Below are 17582 nucleotides of genomic sequence, written 5' to 3' on the forward strand. Positions count from 1 at the left end.
CCTGGCCGAAACGGCGCTGACGCCGTCTCAATGCTGGATGTCGAGATTGAAGGCAGCTTTTCCGTCAGCTTTAACCCGGTAAAGCGCTCTGTCAGCGCGGAGAAAAATCTGTTCGGGTGTACTCGCAGGGTCGATCGTGGCAACGCCCACCGACGCGCTGACCTTGATGCCGTGGCCGATGAGTGAGCTTTGATCGTCCAGCGCCCGCGTGATCTGGCTGGTCAATGCCGTCAATGCATCCCGCGTTTTCCATGCGTGAATAATGGCAAATTCGTCGCCGCCCAGTCGCGCACGGGTCAGGGCGTCCGGGGCGGCTTCTTCAAGCCTACGCGCAGTCAGCCGCAGGAATTCGTCCCCGGCCTGATGCCCCAGCTTGTCGTTCACGGCCTTGAAGCCATCAAGGTCGATCAGCAACAGGGCATGCGGAAAGTCCGTGGGCTGCTCCCATATCTTGCGGAACAGTTCTTCGAACTTCATGCGGGATGCCATGCCGGTTAGTCCGTCCACTTCGCTCATGCGGCGGATCTGTTCGAACATCAGCTTTTCAGCGGTAATGTCCTGCTTCATGCCGAACAGGCGAACCGACTTTCCATCGATCTGATCGACGATGGCGGTAATCCGGATCCAGCGCGGGTTTCCCTTGGCGGTGGTGATCCGGGCATCCAGGGAAAAACCTTCGCCGTCGCGGATCGCCTTGTCGCGTACAAGTTTCAATTCTGCGCGGGATTCGGGGGCGTAGAGAGCGACGACATCGTCCCGCTTGATTGCCGACTGCGGTTCGATCTCGAACAATTCGAACACCGTATCCGTCCAGCGCAGCGTCTCGTCTGGCAAAGTGCATTCCCAGATGCCAACCCGCGCAGCCTTGAAGGAGCGATCAATGACCGTCTCCAGGTCTCCGAAGTCATCGCCGGGGGCGGAGTTGCGCAGAATTGGCTTTGAATCCGGGGATGCCTTGCGGCGCGTGTCGAGCCATGACCGCAGAATATTCGGCATAAACGCCACCGTTAAGTCGACAATAATGTTCCGATTGACGGCAGCTTAGGGCGCATAACTTTAAACTTCGTTTAGCGAGCGCTGTTGTAGCCGGGCCGCGGAGAGGGCGATCGTGGATACAGGAGGCTACGATGCCTCCTTTCAATTGAGGGGCGTTGCGCTATCTGTCGTCTCACGATGTTGGTCGGTGCCGGGGCCAAAAACATGATGCCAATGGTTCGCCGCAAGGTTTTGACGATGGGAGGTATGGCAGTGATCAGCTCGGCATTTCCCGGACACTCCGCCCCGGCCACGCTGTTTCGGGGTACCCTCTTTGCCGATTATTTTCAGGTGTATCTGGCAGATGCAGATCATCTCGGTCTGCCGGATGAATACACGGCTGAGGCTGTCGAGCAGCGTCTGATGGCCGGTCCCTATGCTGTCGTTGTCCATACGGCGCGCAATATGGGCGTGCCCGTCACGGTGGAATGGCATGCCGCGCCTCCTGCCATTGATCCGGCCTATCAGCATGTGGTCGAGGCTGTCTTCTCTTGCCCTTCAGGCACTCTCATTCTTGCCGGTTTGATGGATGATATCTCTTCGGCACACCGGTTGGCGGTACCGCCCGGATTTGTTCACTTTAGGGTCAGCATGGCAGGACTGGATACGCTGAGTGATGATGGCCTTGATGGCGACGACCGCTATCTTCTGCAGCTTTGGCCAGGCAGAGCCGGCGAAGGCGTCCGTGTCCTGAAGGCATGGAGAGAGTAGTTGCCGCTGCGAGGAACTTGAGGGTTAGAATGCTCCGGGCATCTATCGCTGCGGTGTCAGAGCGCAACCTCTTGCGTTGATCCCGCATAAGGCGATCTCAGCTTCGCGCAAGTATCGCAAGGGTAGTGTTTGGCATTGCTAGAACGCGACCTTTACGGGATTGAACATGCAGATAACCAACTCCTATGCATCTCCGTTCATTCAACCTCCTCGTGTTGATATTGCCCGTAAGACTCCTGACGCTTCCGCTGTGTCGGAGGCTTCCAATCATTCTCCGGCTTCGGAGAGCGGAGATGAGTTTGCAGCTGGCTCCGCCAGCGATACAGCGGAACCGAAATTCCCCTATTACGACATATTGGGACGACCGCGTGATCTTGAAGGCCGGTTGGTCGATGAGCAGGGACATCTGCTCCAAAGCGAAGCGGTTGAAAAACCGCCAGAGAATTCGACGGACAAATTCTGGGAGCAAAAACCTGAGCGGGTTCAGTTGTTCCCAACTCGGTTAATCTCGAAACAACGCGTTCTTGAGCACGCAAAGCTCATGCAAGACTACAACGAGTTTGTCGAGACGGTGCTAAAGTATCATATGCGTACGCCGTCATCCCTCCAGCAGATGATGGATGACAAGGTTACTTCTGAAATGCCGAAGGCGGTTGAGTGGCTTGATACGACGGTATCGGTCTATAACGTTTTCAAACAGCGAGCGAATAGCGAGCAATATCGCACCGACGCGGCCTATAAGGCATCTGTCGATAACTGGCTCGCGAACAGCAAATCGCTTGTGACCAATGCCTATCAGGCGATTGCGGGACAGACGGATGTCAAGGGCTCCCTGCTGGAGTGGAATGCCGATGGCACATTGAATGTGCCGAGCTTTGCCCTGGCCTTGAAGGGGCAGACCATTCTGACCCACACCGCTGCATCTTGATTGGGCTATCGGCGCCCGCGATGGAGCGCCGGATGCCATGAAGGTTGATTACTCCGCAGCCACCTGAGCCATCGGGTTGTTGGGGTGCGTCGTCCAGTTGGCGTAGGTGGGTTCAACGATGGTTAGCTGGCCGAGGGAAGCGGTGCGGGGCTGGGCAGCTAGTTCAACTGCACATGCGCCGACGCGCCGGTCTTATGGGCTGCTGCCATCAGCCGCTTGTCTCTCGTCCAAAGCGCGGTGCCGCGATCCAGCAGCACTGACGCCAGCAAGTGAGCGTCAGTATAGCCGATTCCCATGCTGAAGATGGAATGGCGATTGATCAGCAGCATGACTTCTTCATGGGTGGCAACAACGGCTTGCCGCTGGGCCAACAGAACATCGAGTACTTCGTTTCGGTTCTTGAGGCTGCCGAGTGCCAGTTCTCCGATGACGAACGGATGGCACAGGAGTCGATTTTCTTCGATGATTCGCCGCAGCTCATCATCCGGCGATCGGAAGTGATCGATCCAGATCGATGTATCGACCAAGATCATTTTGCGGCGTCACTGCGGCGCCTCGGGGCGCCTTCCGCATCGGGCATAGATCCACCAAGTGCAATCAGGCGCTTGCCGGACTCCACACGGACTAGCGTTTCAAGGGCCTGTCGCACGAGCGCTGCCGTTTCTTTTGTCCCCGTCAGGGCGCGGGCGCGTTCGAGAAGCTGGTCATCGAGGTTGATTGTGGATCGCATGGCGGGGCCCTCCTGAGCGTTAAATATAGCACCGTTTGGTGCCAAATTCTACGCCTATAAATTGTTGTTGGGAGCAGGGCAAGCGCCGCCCCGACCGTGCCGCCGAAGCTTACCTGCGGGTGATCGAGCGCATGCCGGACGCGGCAAGAGTGGCGCAGGAGGATGAATTGCAGAGCTTGAGGGTGGGTTGAGGGGCCAACTCATTTCTCTTCGAGAACGAGTTTTTGAACTCGGGCGTCGCTCTTAAGCCCGAGAAGATCGTTTCTATCTTCTACAAGTTTTAAGAGGCATCTCTTTAGGAATTTCACGGCTTTGGCGCGTTCTTTAGGAATATCGAGCTTCGCAAGCCGACTCTGATCTCCGTGGACGATCGAGCTACGAGCATTGTAAAATTTCTTTACTTCTTCGAAAATGGCTTTGCGTTCTGTGTTTGATTTACCAAGAAGAGCCGAGACCCCCGCGGAAACCTGGAATGTAATTTCAGATTTTCCGCCGAACAAGCTTTCCAGACCTATCACGGCATCAATCAAACTATCATGAAAATCACTTCTGTTAATGACCGCGCTGATATAGCGCTTAATAGCAACTTGTATATGATCGAGATCTAAACTTTCAATATTCTTGAACAGCGTATCCAGCTGTATGCATTCTTCTTCGGTAGCCAGATGGTGGCCGCCAAGCGGTGACTTTGAATGAGTCCATCTCCGCGAAATGCCATTGATAGGGTCAATTGAAATCGTTGACCTGAAACGCGCTGCCGTTGCTACGTCGTCGTTAATCGCTAATGCCGTCACAAGTGAGACGCGCACTTGATCTTTTTCGGAGCCAACTGTTATTTCAATAGGCGAGCCCGCCTCCGGGTTGAATTCGGATTCGTGCTGAGCCAAAAGTACTGAGAAGGGTGCTTTACGAACGAGCATACATCCGAGGCTCGCTTGCTCTGAAATAATCGCAGGTCGTGCTGATGGCGGAATCGCGTCGTGGAAGTCGCGAGGTATGCTGCGAAGTGTCTTACCTTGAACTGTTATTTCAGCATTTTTCGGTATCCCCACCAGATCGAATACGTCGATGACTGGCAGATAAGCGGTTTCCCCGTTCGCAACTTTGCGCAGAATATTTAGCATTTCTACGGAGTTGAGTTGTAGATCTCTAGGGCTGCATTGACTGCGTAATTGCATTAGCCCAATTGCCGCTCTGATAATGTTTTCATGTAACATATGTAGATAGACACTTGAACTGGTTCCAAATGAGGTAAATATCTGAGTGCTCATGCTAAATTCGTTCGGAGCACCATCTGGGAACAGCTTCATCAGCGATTCGTCACCTCGAACAGCGTTCATGAACTCCAAAAGCAAAGAGCGCCTGACAAACTGCGGTAGTTCCCGGCGCCCAAAGTCAAAGCCCCAAGGATTTACATTTAGCAGCGCAAAGGGAAACGACTCAAAGGCGAGTTTTGAAATGGATCGTTCGACTGCGTCGATTTGACCTTCCGATATCTCATCCGCGCCTATTTTCGCTCGAATCTCGGTAAAAATGTTTTTGCCTTCAGGCGAAGTGTTTAAACCCAGCCTGAAAATATCGCCCCACTCGATAATCTGGTTTTCGGCACGTTGGTACGCAATCTGGTTCAGGTTATACTCTAACTCGTATAGTGCTGCCGCCTCCTCAGGATTGGGCTCTGCGTTGTGGCGAAGTATATCTTGAGCGCGATCGTCACTAACATTGAGCGTAAAAGCCACCAAACGAGGATCAAGATGCTTTACGCGGACAAGCTCAAGCCCAATCATAATTTCCAACTCCAAATGATGCAGTCTGTAATGATTAGCTGGGTGCCGTTCGCCTTTGGAGATAAAACACGAGATGTCTACAACTAAATAAAAGCAGGGCGCCGCAGCACCCCGCCCAATCTCTCCCCTAAGCCCGATTACTCCGCAGCCACCTGAGCCATCGGGTTGTTGGGGTGCGTCGTCCAGTTGGCGTAGGTGGGTTCCACCACCTTGCCGGTGCGCTGGTCGAGCGTTCCCGGTTCCAGACCCACCATGGTGATGCAGTTTTCGACCGGGCAGACGTTGACGCAGAGGTTGCAGCCCACGCATTCGTCTTCCATCACCTCGAAGTGCCTTACGCCATTCACCATGCTGGTGATCGCCTGATGCGAGGTATCCTCGCAGGCGATGTGACAGCGGCCGCATTTGATGCAGGCGTCCTGATCGATATGGGCTTTCGCCACATAATTGAGGTTCAGGTATTTCCAGTCGGTCACGTTGGGAACGGCGCGACCGGTGATGTCGGAGAGCGAGCGGTGGCCCTTCTCATCCATCCAGTCGGAGAGGCCGGAGATCATTTCCTGAACGATCTTGAAGCCATAGGTCATAGCGGCGGTGCAGACCTGCACATTGCCAGCCCCAAGAACGAGAAACTCCGCGGCATCGCGCCATGTCGTCACGCCACCGATGCCTGAGATCGGCAGGCCGTAGGTTTCCGGATCGCGAGCGATTTCAGAGACCATGTTGAGCGCGATGGGCTTCACCGCCGGGCCGCAATAGCCGCCATGGCTGCCCTTGCCGTCGACGCTCGGAACGGGTGCGAAATTATCGAGATCAACCGAGGTGATGGAGTTGATGGTGTTGATCAGCGAGACGGCATCCGTGCCGCCGCGTTTTGCGGCGCGGGCCGGGTTGCGGATATCGGTGATATTCGGCGTCAGCTTGGTGATGACGGGCATGCGGGTGTATTGCTTGCACCAGCGCACCACCATTTCGATATATTCCGGCACCTGACCGACGGCAGACCCCATGCCGCGCTCGCTCATGCCGTGCGGACAGCCGAAGTTGAGTTCGATGCCGTCTGCGCCGGTTTCTTCCACCAGCGGCAGGATGGCCTTCCACTCTTCCTCCACGCAAGGCACCATGATCGATGCGATGAGCGCCCGATCCGGCCAGTTCATCTTCACCTGCTTCATTTCCTGCAGGTTCACCTGAAGAGGCCGGTCAGTGATCAGTTCGATATTGTTGAGGCCCAGCAGGCGGCGATCAGCCCCCCAGATCGCGCCGTAACGCGGGCCGTTGACGTTGACGACCGGCGGGCCTTCGGAGCCCAGCGTTTTCCACACCACGCCGCCCCAGCCCGCCTTGAAGGCGCGCTCCACATTATAGGCTTTGTCAGTGGGCGGTGCGGAGGCCAGCCAGAAGGGGTTGGGCGATTTGATGCCGACGAAATTATTGCGCAGATCAGCCATTGTTCAATCCTCCACCGGGTTCAGGCAACGGCCACAGCCGGTTGCCCGGCAACGGCAAAGGCGGAATGAATGGCTTCGGCGGCGTCGCGCCCATGGGCCACGGCGGAAACGGTCAGATCCTCGCCCCGGCTGACGCAATCGCCCCCGGCGTAGACCCGCTCCATGGAGGTGCGACAGTGATCGTCCACCACGATGCGGCCTTTCTCCATGGCCAGCGCGCCCAGGCCGCTGGCCTTGAAGGACTGGCCGATGGCCTTGAAGATCTGGTCGGCGGCAATCACGCCCGTCTCGCCGGTGCCGACGAGGTGACCGTCGCGCAGCGCGGTATATTCCAGCTCGATGCCAGCGACCGCGCCGTCCTTGCCGACAATGCGCTTCGGCGCCAGCCAGTGGCGGATGGTGACGCCCTTGGAGGCGGCGAGATCCTGCTCGAATTCGGAGGCATTCATATGCTCCTTGCCGCGGCGATAGCAGATGGTCACTTCTTCCGCGCCCAGAAGCTTGGCCTGAACGGCGGCATCAACAGCGGTCATGCCGCCGCCGAGAACCACGACACGGCGACCGATCGGCACATCCGCCTTGTTGTCCGCCTGACGCAGATAGGCGATGAAATCCACCGCATCATCCACGCCTGCCAGCTCTTCGCCTTCGATGCCGAGACCGTTGACGCCCGCAAGACCGATCCCGAGGAACACCGCATCGTAATCGGCAGCCAGATCCTGAAGCGAAAAATCGCGGCCCAGCGCCTGACCGTTGCGGATGTCGATGCCGCCGATGGCGAGCAGATAATCCACCTCCTTCTGGGCGAAATCATCAGGCGCCTTGTAGGTAGCGATGCCGTATTCGTTGAGGCCGCCCGCCTTTTCGCGTGCATCGAAAATCACCGCCGTATGGCCGTGCATGGCCAGCCGATGGGCGCAGGCAAGGCCCGCCGGACCCGCGCCGACGATCGCGATTGTCTTGCCGGTCGCTGCCCCACGATGGAAGAACTGGCGTCCCTGTTCCATGGCAATATCGGTGGCGTAACGTTGCAGGCGGCCGATATCGACCGGACGGTCCTCTGCCGTGTTGCGCACGCAGGCCTGCTCGCACAGCGTTTCGGTGGGACAGACGCGGGCGCACATGCCACCCAGAATGTTCTGGGAGAAGATGGTGCGGGCAGCGCCCAGCGGATTGGCCGTCGAGATCTGCCGGATGAACAGCGGAATATCGATTTCGGTGGGACAGGCCGTCATGCACGGCGCGTCATGACAGAAATAGCACCTGTCGGATGCCACCAGCGCTTCGTGCTTGTCAAAGCGCGGATGTAGGTCTGAAAAATTCTGTTCGTACTCCGCGGGCGCCAGACGGCCTCCCGCGATACCGCTTCCCAGTCTGTGCATGTTGCTTCCCTCTTTTATGGACTTCTATGCAACTGAGGCAGAGCGTAGCACGGCCAAAATTTTTATCAATCGGTCAAATTTTGCTGAATTGGCAGAACGCAAATCCCGGATCTGAAGCTTGCGTGGGGCTTGCTTCAGCGCATTCTGATAGACTGTTCGAGATTGCGGCGCAGTCTCGCGTTCTTTATGCCTAACAGACAGTTAACGGCATCCAAGGGTTGCGACGCATGGCCGACACGCAGAAGTCTCGTCACTCTCTCGCAGGGCTGAACCGGCCTACACCCCGCGTGGATCTGCAATTCCGCGATACGGATTTGCAGGCGAGAGCCGTCTATTATTCGCGCGGCATGAAGGTTTCGTCTTCCATGCAGGTGCGCATCGTGAGGCTGTCAACGGGTGGGGCGATCCTGCAGGGCGAGCTGCTGCCTTTCCTGACCGACCAGTTCTACCTCGTTCTCGGTGATCGCGAGATCTTCATTACCTGCGCCAAGCGCCATCTGGCGGATGGCAAGATGGCAGTTGCTTTTGCGTCCCCGGAACATCGCGAATTCATTGATGCGCTGGCAGGGATTTCCGAACCGCAGACCACGCTGAAGCGGTTGCGGGGCGCAACGCCCATGATCATCGAAAGCCGCATTACGGCGCGCTACGCGCTGTAAAAACTGCCCTCCGACATCCATTGCCTGGCGTCAAAAAATGAACCCCGAGAGGCGCATCCGCATCTCGGGGTCTTTGATGTTCGCTGCTGTACCGGTTTACGATGCGAGGCGCTGTTTGCTTTCGTCCGCGGCTGTTTGCGCGGCGTACCAGTTGGCGATTTCCTTGGCCAATACCTGGCTTGCCTCCACCTTGAAATGCATGGAGTCCACCATTCCCTCTGGGCCGATCAGGCTTTCCACGTCAAGCATGTCAATGCAGTCGTGGCGGCTTGCGACCGCATGCCACGCAGCATTGAAGGTTTCCACGCGTTGACGCGTGACGCCGGCTTCCAGCCAATAAAGATCATCCGGCAGATCCGATGGCGTGGTCAAAACCAGCATGCGCTTGCCTGTCGCAGCCAGATGCTGGGCCAGGGTTTCGGCGCATTGTTCGTAAAGGCCATTTTCCACTTCCGGCAGCCGGTCACGCCAGGCTTTGTCCATGTAGTCGATGCCATTGTAATAGACGAGATAGTCCGGAAAATTCTGGATTAGATGACCATGGGTCAGCACCAGCGGAAGCGCAAAAATGCGGGGGAAGTTGTCCACTTCCGCCACGTCGCGCAGCCCTGAGAAATGGGCGAATACGCCGGAATGGCAATGCGCCATGAAGCGAATGCGGATGTTGGCAGGATCGACTTCCAGACTATTTTCCTTGCGCAGGATCATCTCGCGGATTTCCGCGTCGTGGTAATCCTCCAGCTTGATCCAGGTCGCGTAGCCTGCCGGCATGGAAACCTGCTCCGGTATGATCAGCGCCGGATACCGCTGCAGCACATGCGCGAGCATGAAGCTTTCCATGCCCATATGCATGATGCGGCAGGAGAAGGCCATGTGCAGCAGCCGCTTCGTGCGGGTTTCCACGGCCATGAAACCGACCAGGCCGTGATAGCCGAACTTGTCCCAGGCAAAGAGGGCAAAGCCCGCATAGAGCGAGGGCTCCGACAACAGTGCCACGATTTCGCCGGGCTTTACGCGTGTCTTCAAGAAGTTGAGCTGGTTCGTGCGGTTGATCAGCTCTTCGATGCGCGGCGCAAAGTCCATGAGATCGGCTGATTCCACCAGAACGATATGGATATCGCAGGAATGCAGAAACTCCTCGCGACTACCTTCGTGTTGCTGGCTTTCGGTTACGCGGTTCTGTAATGCGCGGTAATCCTCGACGCGCGACTTGGTGACGCTCCCATGCGCCTCCAACAGGGCGTGCAGGAAGAGATCGCATTCTTCGCTTGTGGCATCCAGCACGTTGAGATCAGGAAGGGTCGCGACCGCTTCTGCCAGGTTCACGGCGTTGTCGTCGATGAAGAGGCAGTTCTTCGGCCGCAACTGCATGTCATCAATCATCGATTTCAGCGCAGCACCTTTCGGCACGAAGTTGATGCGCGGAAACACGAAATCATCCCAAAGCCCCAGGCTTTCCAGTTTTGCCTTGGCGATTTCGAAATCGTTCTTGGAACAGATGGCGGAGATCAGCCCATGGCCGTTCAGGCGGCGGATGGCTTCGACGCGGAATTCTTTCAGTTTGATGTCGCCGACGTCATCCAGCGTGCCGTCCCACAGCGTATCGTCAAGATCCCAGATAATCGCTTTGATCGATTTCGCCAGCTCTTCACGGGATTGGGGCTGCTTGGTGGCGGGCAGCGGCAGAGCAGCTGTCACGCCGTGTAGGAAGTACATGGCCGAATCTACGCCGTAAGCCTGCAACTCCGGACCTGCGTCGGGCTGGAAGCAGGTGAAGGTGGGAAGACCGGCGCGACCGAGCTTTTCGAAGCTGCTCATGAATTCCGGCGGCGGCACCAATGCGTCAAGTGCTCCGTGTACGAGAAACACTGAGGGACGGCTGCGGACTTTCTGCGTCCAGCTATCAATCCGCTCGAACCGGGCGGAGAAGCCGATCACGGCGGCGATCTTTTTCTCCGCCTGAACTGCGGCAGAAAGCGCGATATCGACCCCGCGGCCGATTGCAATCAGGCTGAGGTGCTGGCTGTCAAGCTTGATGTCGTCGGCCAATGCGAGAAGGCGCTGATCCAATGAGGTGGGGGCATTGGCATCAATCAAAGCAAATGCAGTCTGCGGCATATGCGATTGCCAGCGCATTTGGATTGTCCGCACTTCCAGAAGGCCGTTTTCTCCCTCGTGCAGCAAAGCCACCAGATGCCGGGCATTATCCGGCCGGGAGAGATAATGAACACCTGAAAGCATATGTCCCTCTTCGATAATGATGCTCTACGCGGCATTGTAACGCGAAGGTCTTGCCTGAAGCTTGAAACTCTCTAGGCAAGTGCGTGTTTTCGACATCGCTACAGGCCGCCATCGCTTTCGTGAGAAATCCGCGAGCTTAATCTTTACTATTTTTATCATGTTATCTATGGTGCCCGTCATATCGCCCCTGTGGGCACGGATCAAAGGAAGACCGAGACGTGGCGAAGAAGGACAAGCGCAAGACAAATCAGCGCGATAGCGGTGAGCAGGCGACCAACAAGTCGGAGCAGGCTCAGGGCGTGAAAAGCTTTCTTTATGTCGGCGGGCGCGATTGCCAGGTGGCGCATTTGCGCCAGATCGCCAGCGATTTCGGTGCTGAACTCATTCATCACGATGGCGGTTTGAGAGAGGCCGTTTCCCGGATCGATACGGTGCTGCCGTCAGTCGACTGCGTGTTCTGCCCCATCGACTGTATCAGCCATGATGCATGTCTCAGGGTCAAAACCGGCTGCAAGAAGTTCGGCAAGGCTTTCATTCCGCTTCGCAACGGGTCGAAGTCAAGCTTGGAGCGGGCCTTGCAGACCATGAAGGAACGGAATGCCCAGCAATGAATGACGATCAGAACGATCTGACGATGTTTATCGGTCTGCATAAGCTCGCGCAGCAGAATGGCGATGGTCTGGTGCCGGAACTTTACGCCCTTTTGACGAGCCGTCCGGATGAACTTGCCGATGGCGACCGCATTCTTCGCTTTCCCATCGGTCGTGCACGAATGCCGCATACGCCGCGTCCATCGGAGCTTGCGGACGAGCCTGGGCGAATCATCCCGTTGCGCCAGATAGGCCTTTCGCGCTGATTGTCTCATATCGATGCAGTTGACAGTTGAACCGCTGCAGTTTTCTGCGGCGGTTACGCTTTGTTGACAGCTAACGTGACTTTAGGTTGCCGTCAGGATCATTTCGCCGGATGTTTTCATCAGGAGGTATCTGGCCATGATCCGGATGTGTTTGGCATTGATCTTCAGCATGCTCTCCCTTCCTGTTTGGGCTCAGGAAAACCGCGCGGAATTGGTGGACGATTTCCTCGCCTATTCCATGTTCATGGTTGCAAACCGGAACTGTCCGGGCCTCACCTTCAATCCCGATCGCCTGCATCAGCAAGTCTCTGAAATCGGCCGTCATCTTTATTTTACACCGAATGAACTGCGCTCCCGGACCACAGCCATCGTGCAGCAAAGCGTGGAACAGTTCCAAGCGGACCGTGGTGCCTTCTGCGTTCAAGCGTTGGCTGTGCTCGGTGATCAGGATACCCAGAAGCTGCTTAAGGCCGGCATGCTGACACGCTGAAGATCCGGCCAACCCCATCCCGCGTAACCGGTGTCAAGATAATCTTGCCATCGGGATGTGCATGGTCCGCAATCTCATCTTTATCCTGGGCGATCAACTGTCGCCCGAACTCTCCAGTCTTGATGGAGCCGATCCGGAACGCGATCACATCCTCATGTGCGAGGTGATGGCGGAGGCGACTTATGTGCGCCACCACAAGCGCAAGATCGCGTTCATCTTTTCCGCCATGCGCCATTTTGCGGAAGAGCTGCGTGCGAGAGGCTTTCAGGTTCGCTATGTGACCTTGGATGACCCCGACAACGGCAGCTCCTTCGGTGCCGAACTTCGCCGGGCCGTCGAGGCCCTGTCACCGGAGCGCATTGTCGTGACCGAACCCGGCGAATGGCGCGTGCTGGAGGACATCAAGTCCTGGCAGCAGTTGACGGGCATTCCCGTCGAGATGCGGCCCGATCATCGCTTCCTCTGCGCGCATGCGGATTTCCGGGCCTGGGCCGAGGGGCGCCGGGAGTTGACGATGGAGTTCTTCTATCGCGAAATGCGCCGCCGCACCGGCCTGCTCATGGAGGGGGACGCGCCGGTGGGCGGCCGCTGGAACTTCGATGCTGAAAATCGCAAGCCCGCCAAGCCCGATCTGCTGCGTCCGAGACGTCTTTCGTTTTCACCTGACGAGACGACCAAGACAGTGCTGGCGCTGGTGGAGGAGCGGTTCGGCGGGCATATCGGCAGCCTCAAGGGGTTCGATTTCGCCGTCACGCGTGCCGATGCAGAGACGGCGCTTGATGCCTTCATCGAAAATCACCTGCCTCAGTTCGGTGAGACGCAGGATGCCATGCTATCAGGCGATCCCTTCCTCAATCACGCGCTGATTTCCTTCTACATCAATATCGGCTTGCTCGATCCGCTCATGGTCTGCCGCCGAGCGGAGGCGGAATATACGCAAGGCCGGGCGCCGCTGAATGCGGTGGAGGGCTTCATTCGCCAGATCATTGGCTGGCGGGAATATGTACGCGGCGTCTATTGGCTGAAGATGCCTGACTACGTGCACAGTAATTTCCTTGATGCCCGACGCGCCTTGCCGGATTTCTTCTGGACCGCAGAGACGGACATGGCCTGCCTTGCCACGGTCATCGATGAAACGATTAAGCACGCTTACGCCCATCACATTCAAAGGCTGATGGTGACGGGCAATTTCGCGCTGCTTGCCGGGCTTGATCCGCATGCCGTGCACGAATGGTATCTGGAGGTCTATGCAGATGCCTATGAATGGGTGGAGGTGCCGAATGTCATCGGCATGAGCCAGTTTGCCGATGGTGGTGTGCTGGGTTCCAAGCCGTATGCGGCGAGCGGCAACTATATCTCCAAGATGTCGGACTACTGCCAGAACTGCCGCTACGACGTGAAGAAGAAGACAGGGGAGGGGAGCTGTCCCTTCAATTCGCTCTACTGGGACTTTCTCGATCGCAACGGCGAAAAGCTATTGGGCAATCGCAGGCTTGCGCAACCCTATGCGACATGGCGGCGGATGAGCGACGCACAGCGTCAGGATTATCGCAGCACAGCGAGGCGCTTTCTGGAGAAAATGGATCGCGGTGAGCGCGTCTGAAGAGAACTGTTCGCCCGGCGCTGACGTAATGGCTTGCGACCAGGAGGACGATCATGACGACAGCTTTGATGAACTCTCTTGCCCATGGATACCGCGCCATCGTGATCGGTCGCAGCGGCGGCATCGGCAGCGCAATTGCTGCTGCGGTCCAGGCAGATCCAGCCTGCGGCGAACTGATTGCCTTGTCGCGTAGCGGTGATGGGCTGGACGTGACCAGCGAGGAAAGTGTCGCGGCCGCCGCCTCCCGTCTCTCCGGTGAATTTCAGCTGATCTTCTGCGCCACCGGCGGGCTGACGATTGATGGTGTCGGTCCGGAGAAATCGCTGCGGCAGATCACGGCGGACGCGATGATGAAGCAGTTCTCGCTGAACGCGGTCGGCACGGCGCTCGTGCTCAAATACTTTGCGCCGTTGCTGGCGCGTAAGGAAAGGGCGCTGATGGGCTTCCTGTCCGCCCGCGTCGGTTCGATCGGCGATAACCAGCTGGGCGGTTGGATTTCCTACCGCGCTTCGAAGGCGGCGTTGAACCAGATCGTCCGAACGGCTTCGATCGAGCTTGCCCGCACGCATCCGCAATCCGTGCTGGTGCCTCTGCATCCCGGCACTGTCGCGACCACGCTGTCGGAGAAATATTCCGGCAATCACGCCCGCACCGAACCGCATGAGGCGGCGCGCAATCTGCTGGCTGTGCTGGATGGATTGCAGCCTGTGCAGACCGGTCGCTTTTTCGCCTATGACGGTAGTGATATCGAGTGGTGATCAGAGGAAAAGGATTGCTGCCACATAGCATGCGCTGACAATGGCCGTGATGCGGATCCGCATGTCCCAATACCAGCGCGGCTCTTGCGAAGCGCTTGTCAGTTCGCGATCGACGAGCAACAGGCCGGCAAACACGACAAACTGGATCATCAGGGCCATTCGCCCCGGCGCCATCAACAGAGTGGCCCAGGCGAGTAGTGCTGCGACATTGCTGGCAATCAATATTCCAGCCGGCGGCTGTCCATCCCGTTGCACCAATCCCCACAGGCTGCCGGCCATGAAGCTTGCGATGACAGCGCCATAGGCTAGCAATGCGTTCACGCGCTGCGCTTCATCGATCAGCGGAAGATGCGGAATGGCCAGAACCGCAAACGGGATCGCGCCGCTAAAGGTGAGCAGACCGGTGAGGCTGATGCTGCTCAGGTTCATGCCGCATTCTCCTTGATGATAGAGGTGAGGGCGTCGCCAAGCCGATGTCCGCTGATGAACGCCGCCTCAACGCGATTGCCCATGCACCAGTCGCCGCAAGCGGCCAACTGCCGGTCTTCGTCCAGCAGGAAGGCCTCACCAAGCGGCTGCTCGACGCTCGCATATCGCCAGCGATGCAGGGCTACATTCATCGCAGATGCAAGCGGCAGGTTGGGCAGAATCGTCGTCAGGGCGGCAAGCATGTTTTCGCGGACCTGATCCAAGGCACTGTCGAGATGGGTCTGGGCCCACTCATTGTTGGCGTGCACGATGATGCAGGGCGCGGCGTCGCGCTCGGGCTTGCTATTGTTGGCGCCAATCCAGCTGAGTCTATCGTGTTCCACCTGACATGCGTTAAAGGGCAAGAGAACGTCGTCCGGCAGACGGATCATCATTGTGAAGCAACCATTCATGCGCACCTCTCGCAGCATTGCCTGTTCCGGCTCTTTGAATGGCATCAAGGCTGCGGTTTGCGGCGCGGGTGCTGAGGATATCACCCAGTCAAACGGACCGAACCGCTCATCCTCCGTCTCGACCAACCAACGGCGGGGTTCGCCTGATATCTTCCGGATCTGGGTTTCCGTCTGGAAGTTAAGTGCTGATGCCCAGCTTTTGGCGAGTGCCGTCATGGAAGGCACGGCAACAAAGCGTGGCGAGCGATCTTCTAGTTTTTCAACCTGCCCATCCGCACCCATCCGATGCAGCGGTTCGGACCAGGCCTGTACGGTGCCGTTGTCCAGCATCGGCTCGAGAGCGTCATGAAAGGCGGGATCGCGGATGGTGAAGTATTGCGCACCGTGATCAAAGCTTCCGTGTTCACCGCGACGCGTGGCCATCCGCCCGCCTGTGCCGCGGCTCTTCTCGAAGATCGTGACCTCTGCAAAGCCGGACAATCTGCGCGCCAGGGCTAGACCCGCAATACCGGCACCAATGATGGCAACGGAATGTTTGATCATCGTGCGGCTCCCTTTTCGCTCCGGCAACGTTCGGAGCAATACTTCACGGCTTCCCAATCCCGCGCCCATTTCTTGCGCCAGACGAAGGGGCGTCCACAGCGAGGGCAGGTCTTGCTCGGCAGTTGGCTCTTGGGAACTATTTTCGGCATGGCTTCACGCTGCAATCACACGACGGTGATTACGTCTTGGTTTCGTGCTTGGATCAACCGCACGGCGCCATTGCTATGAGCCTGCGCGTTCCGTGAGGTGTTGCTTTGCGATCTCGGGCCTCCTAAACCTGCCGCAACAGCTATTGCGGAGCATGAGTCATGAGCACGGGACGATATTACTCACAGATGGGCGGCCTGCCGGGACAGACGGACCTGTTGTCCGGACGCGCGGTCTTCACCACGGCATATGCGGTGATACCCAAGGGCGTGATGCGTGATATCGTCACCAGCCTCCTGCCGCATTGGGACAAGACCCAGGCATGGATCATTGCTCGCCCACTGACGGGCTTTGCCGAAACCTTTGCGCAATACATCATGGAAGTCGCGCCGGGTGGCGGCAGTGATCGGCCGGAACCGAACCCGGCGGCCCAGGCGGCAATCTTTGTCGTCGAAGGCGAGTTCACCCTGACGATTGCCGGCAAGGCGCATGCACTGCGCGAAGGTTCGTTTGCCTATGTGCCGGCAGGAACGGCCTGGAGCGTCAAGAACACTTCAAACGCGCCTGCCAAGTTTCACTGGGTACGCAAGAAGTTTCAGGCCGTCGAAGGGCTGGAACTGCCCCCGGCCATCGTCTCGCATGAAGACGAACATCAGATCTCGGGCATGCCTGACACGGACGGCAAGTGGGGCACGACCCGTTTCATCGATCCCGCCGATGTCCGCTACGACATGCATCTGAACATTGTGACCTTCGAGCCGGGCGCGATCATTCCCTTCATGGAAACGCATGTGATGGAGCATGGTCTCTATGTTCTCGAAGGCAAGGCGGTCTATCGCCTCAACAGTGATTGGGTCGAAGTAGAAGCCGGCGATTTTATGTGGCTTCGCGCCTTCTGCCCGCAGGCCTGCTATGCAGGCGGGCCCGGGCGCTTCCGGTACCTTCTTTACAAGGACGTCAATCGGCACGTCGATCTCTGGTGAGCGGAATTTCTCAAGTATAAATTCTGCGACGGGAGGCCGCTATTGGTCGTCTGTCTGGCGGCCGTTAGCCTGCTGCAAATGGGGGATCGCCCGATCCCCCTCTGTGTTTTCAGCCAAAATCAAAAAATGATTAAGGGTTATATTTTCGCTCACCATAAGTTCGCAGGCGGCTTTGCTGATCCGACTATTGTCAAACTTAGAAATTTTCGTAAGTTTCACTCGAAATTAAGAATCATTCCCTATGGTCTAGTCAGCCATGCGAGGCGGTCTATATCTCAAAGTAGAGTGCCAGAATATACCGAGATATATTCCCGAAGTTTTTCGTAACGCGGCGGCGGATTTTCCCAAAAACAGAGCGAATCACGTAAACTAATACGTGGGGAACTTTCATAATTCC

19 protein-coding genes are annotated in these 17582 nt (G+C 57.3%); 9 read left to right on the plus strand and 10 right to left on the minus strand.

The window, feature by feature from the left end:
* Nucleotides 1-27: 27 nt before the first annotated feature.
* Complete coding sequence (locus tag Q2T52_RS08785; protein WP_302076331.1) at nucleotides 28-996, minus strand: GGDEF domain-containing protein; 969 nt, start codon at nucleotides 994-996, stop codon at nucleotides 28-30.
* A gap of 246 nt (nucleotides 997-1242) precedes the next feature.
* On the opposite strand from Q2T52_RS08785, the gene Q2T52_RS08790 reads away from it, so the two are divergent.
* Nucleotides 1243-1746, plus strand: coding sequence for a hypothetical protein (locus tag Q2T52_RS08790; protein ID WP_302076332.1), 504 nt, complete (start codon nucleotides 1243-1245; stop codon nucleotides 1744-1746).
* A 166-nt stretch (nucleotides 1747-1912) separates the two neighbouring features.
* Nucleotides 1913-2674 carry a hypothetical protein gene (locus Q2T52_RS08795; RefSeq protein ID WP_302076333.1) on the plus strand — a complete coding sequence of 254 codons (762 nt, stop codon included), beginning with the start codon at nucleotides 1913-1915 and terminating at the stop codon, nucleotides 2672-2674.
* 158 nt (nucleotides 2675-2832) lie between these two features.
* Here the strand turns inward: Q2T52_RS08795 and Q2T52_RS08800 are convergent, their stop codons facing one another.
* The 5 genes from Q2T52_RS08800 to Q2T52_RS08820 form a co-directional block, all read right to left on the minus strand.
* Nucleotides 2833-3207, minus strand: a complete 375-nt coding sequence (locus Q2T52_RS08800) for a type II toxin-antitoxin system VapC family toxin (RefSeq protein ID WP_302076334.1) — start codon at nucleotides 3205-3207, stop codon at nucleotides 2833-2835.
* The gene (locus Q2T52_RS08805) at nucleotides 3204-3404 is read right to left on the minus strand and encodes a type II toxin-antitoxin system VapB family antitoxin (protein ID WP_302076335.1); all 201 of its coding nucleotides are present in this window, start codon (nucleotides 3402-3404) and stop codon (nucleotides 3204-3206) included. The genes Q2T52_RS08800 and Q2T52_RS08805 overlap by 4 nt, the downstream gene beginning before the upstream one ends.
* 200 nt (nucleotides 3405-3604) lie before the next feature.
* A complete protein-coding gene (locus Q2T52_RS08810; protein ID WP_302076336.1) occupies nucleotides 3605-5191 on the minus strand; it encodes a HEPN domain-containing protein in 1587 nt (528 codons plus the stop codon).
* Nucleotides 5192-5328: 137 nt separating this feature from the next.
* Complete coding sequence (gene preA / locus Q2T52_RS08815; RefSeq protein WP_302076337.1) at nucleotides 5329-6642, minus strand: NAD-dependent dihydropyrimidine dehydrogenase subunit PreA; 1314 nt, start codon at nucleotides 6640-6642, stop codon at nucleotides 5329-5331.
* Nucleotides 6643-6662: 20 nt separating this feature from the next.
* The gene (locus tag Q2T52_RS08820; RefSeq protein WP_302076338.1) at nucleotides 6663-8024 is read right to left on the minus strand and encodes an NAD(P)-dependent oxidoreductase; all 1362 of its coding nucleotides are present in this window, start codon (nucleotides 8022-8024) and stop codon (nucleotides 6663-6665) included.
* 227 nt (nucleotides 8025-8251) lie between these two features.
* Between Q2T52_RS08820 and Q2T52_RS08825 the strand changes: the two genes are divergently transcribed.
* Complete coding sequence (locus tag Q2T52_RS08825) at nucleotides 8252-8683, plus strand: hypothetical protein (protein ID WP_302076339.1); 432 nt, start codon at nucleotides 8252-8254, stop codon at nucleotides 8681-8683.
* Between the two features lie 96 nt (nucleotides 8684-8779).
* Here the strand turns inward: Q2T52_RS08825 and Q2T52_RS08830 are convergent, their stop codons facing one another.
* Nucleotides 8780-10924 (minus strand): HAD-IIIC family phosphatase, encoded by a 2145-nt coding sequence (locus Q2T52_RS08830; protein ID WP_302076340.1) that lies wholly within the window; start codon nucleotides 10922-10924, stop codon nucleotides 8780-8782.
* Between the two features lie 218 nt (nucleotides 10925-11142).
* Here Q2T52_RS08830 and Q2T52_RS08835 point away from each other — a divergent pair, with 218 nt between their 5' ends.
* From Q2T52_RS08835 to Q2T52_RS08855, 5 genes are all read left to right on the plus strand, one after another.
* Nucleotides 11143-11535, plus strand: a complete 393-nt coding sequence (locus tag Q2T52_RS08835; protein ID WP_302076341.1) for a DUF2325 domain-containing protein — start codon at nucleotides 11143-11145, stop codon at nucleotides 11533-11535.
* Nucleotides 11532-11780: a hypothetical protein gene (locus Q2T52_RS08840; protein ID WP_302076342.1), complete on the plus strand. Its 249-nt coding sequence runs from the start codon at nucleotides 11532-11534 to the stop codon at nucleotides 11778-11780. Before Q2T52_RS08835 ends, Q2T52_RS08840 begins: the two co-directional genes overlap by 4 nt.
* A gap of 151 nt (nucleotides 11781-11931) precedes the next feature.
* Entirely contained in the window at nucleotides 11932-12270 is a 339-nt protein-coding gene (locus tag Q2T52_RS08845; protein WP_302076343.1) for a hypothetical protein, read from the plus strand.
* A 61-nt stretch (nucleotides 12271-12331) separates the two neighbouring features.
* Nucleotides 12332-13873, plus strand: a complete 1542-nt coding sequence (locus Q2T52_RS08850; RefSeq protein ID WP_302076344.1) for a cryptochrome/photolyase family protein — start codon at nucleotides 12332-12334, stop codon at nucleotides 13871-13873.
* A gap of 53 nt (nucleotides 13874-13926) precedes the next feature.
* A complete protein-coding gene (locus Q2T52_RS08855) occupies nucleotides 13927-14631 on the plus strand; it encodes an SDR family NAD(P)-dependent oxidoreductase (RefSeq protein WP_302076345.1) in 705 nt (234 codons plus the stop codon).
* On the opposite strand, the gene Q2T52_RS08860 is transcribed toward Q2T52_RS08855, so the two are convergent.
* From Q2T52_RS08860 to Q2T52_RS08870, 3 genes are read right to left on the minus strand one after another with little or no spacing between them, the layout of a single operon-like run.
* Nucleotides 14632-15060: a DUF3429 domain-containing protein gene (locus tag Q2T52_RS08860; protein WP_302076346.1), complete on the minus strand. Its 429-nt coding sequence runs from the start codon at nucleotides 15058-15060 to the stop codon at nucleotides 14632-14634.
* On the minus strand, nucleotides 15057-16055 hold the full coding sequence (locus Q2T52_RS08865; protein ID WP_302076347.1) for an NAD(P)/FAD-dependent oxidoreductase: 999 nt from the start codon (nucleotides 16053-16055) through the stop codon (nucleotides 15057-15059). The genes Q2T52_RS08860 and Q2T52_RS08865 overlap by 4 nt, the downstream gene beginning before the upstream one ends.
* The gene (locus Q2T52_RS08870) at nucleotides 16052-16204 is read right to left on the minus strand and encodes a DUF2256 domain-containing protein (RefSeq protein WP_302076348.1); all 153 of its coding nucleotides are present in this window, start codon (nucleotides 16202-16204) and stop codon (nucleotides 16052-16054) included. Before Q2T52_RS08870 ends, Q2T52_RS08865 begins: the two co-directional genes overlap by 4 nt.
* A 159-nt stretch (nucleotides 16205-16363) precedes the next feature.
* Here Q2T52_RS08870 and Q2T52_RS08875 point away from each other — a divergent pair, with 159 nt between their 5' ends.
* The gene (locus Q2T52_RS08875) at nucleotides 16364-17185 is read left to right on the plus strand and encodes a bifunctional allantoicase/(S)-ureidoglycine aminohydrolase (RefSeq protein ID WP_302076349.1); all 822 of its coding nucleotides are present in this window, start codon (nucleotides 16364-16366) and stop codon (nucleotides 17183-17185) included.
* The last annotated feature ends 397 nt before the right edge of the window (nucleotides 17186-17582 follow it).

This window comes from Rhizobium oryzicola (genome assembly GCF_030504645.1).
GTDB classification, from domain to species: domain Bacteria; phylum Pseudomonadota; class Alphaproteobacteria; order Rhizobiales; family Rhizobiaceae; genus Neorhizobium; species Neorhizobium oryzicola.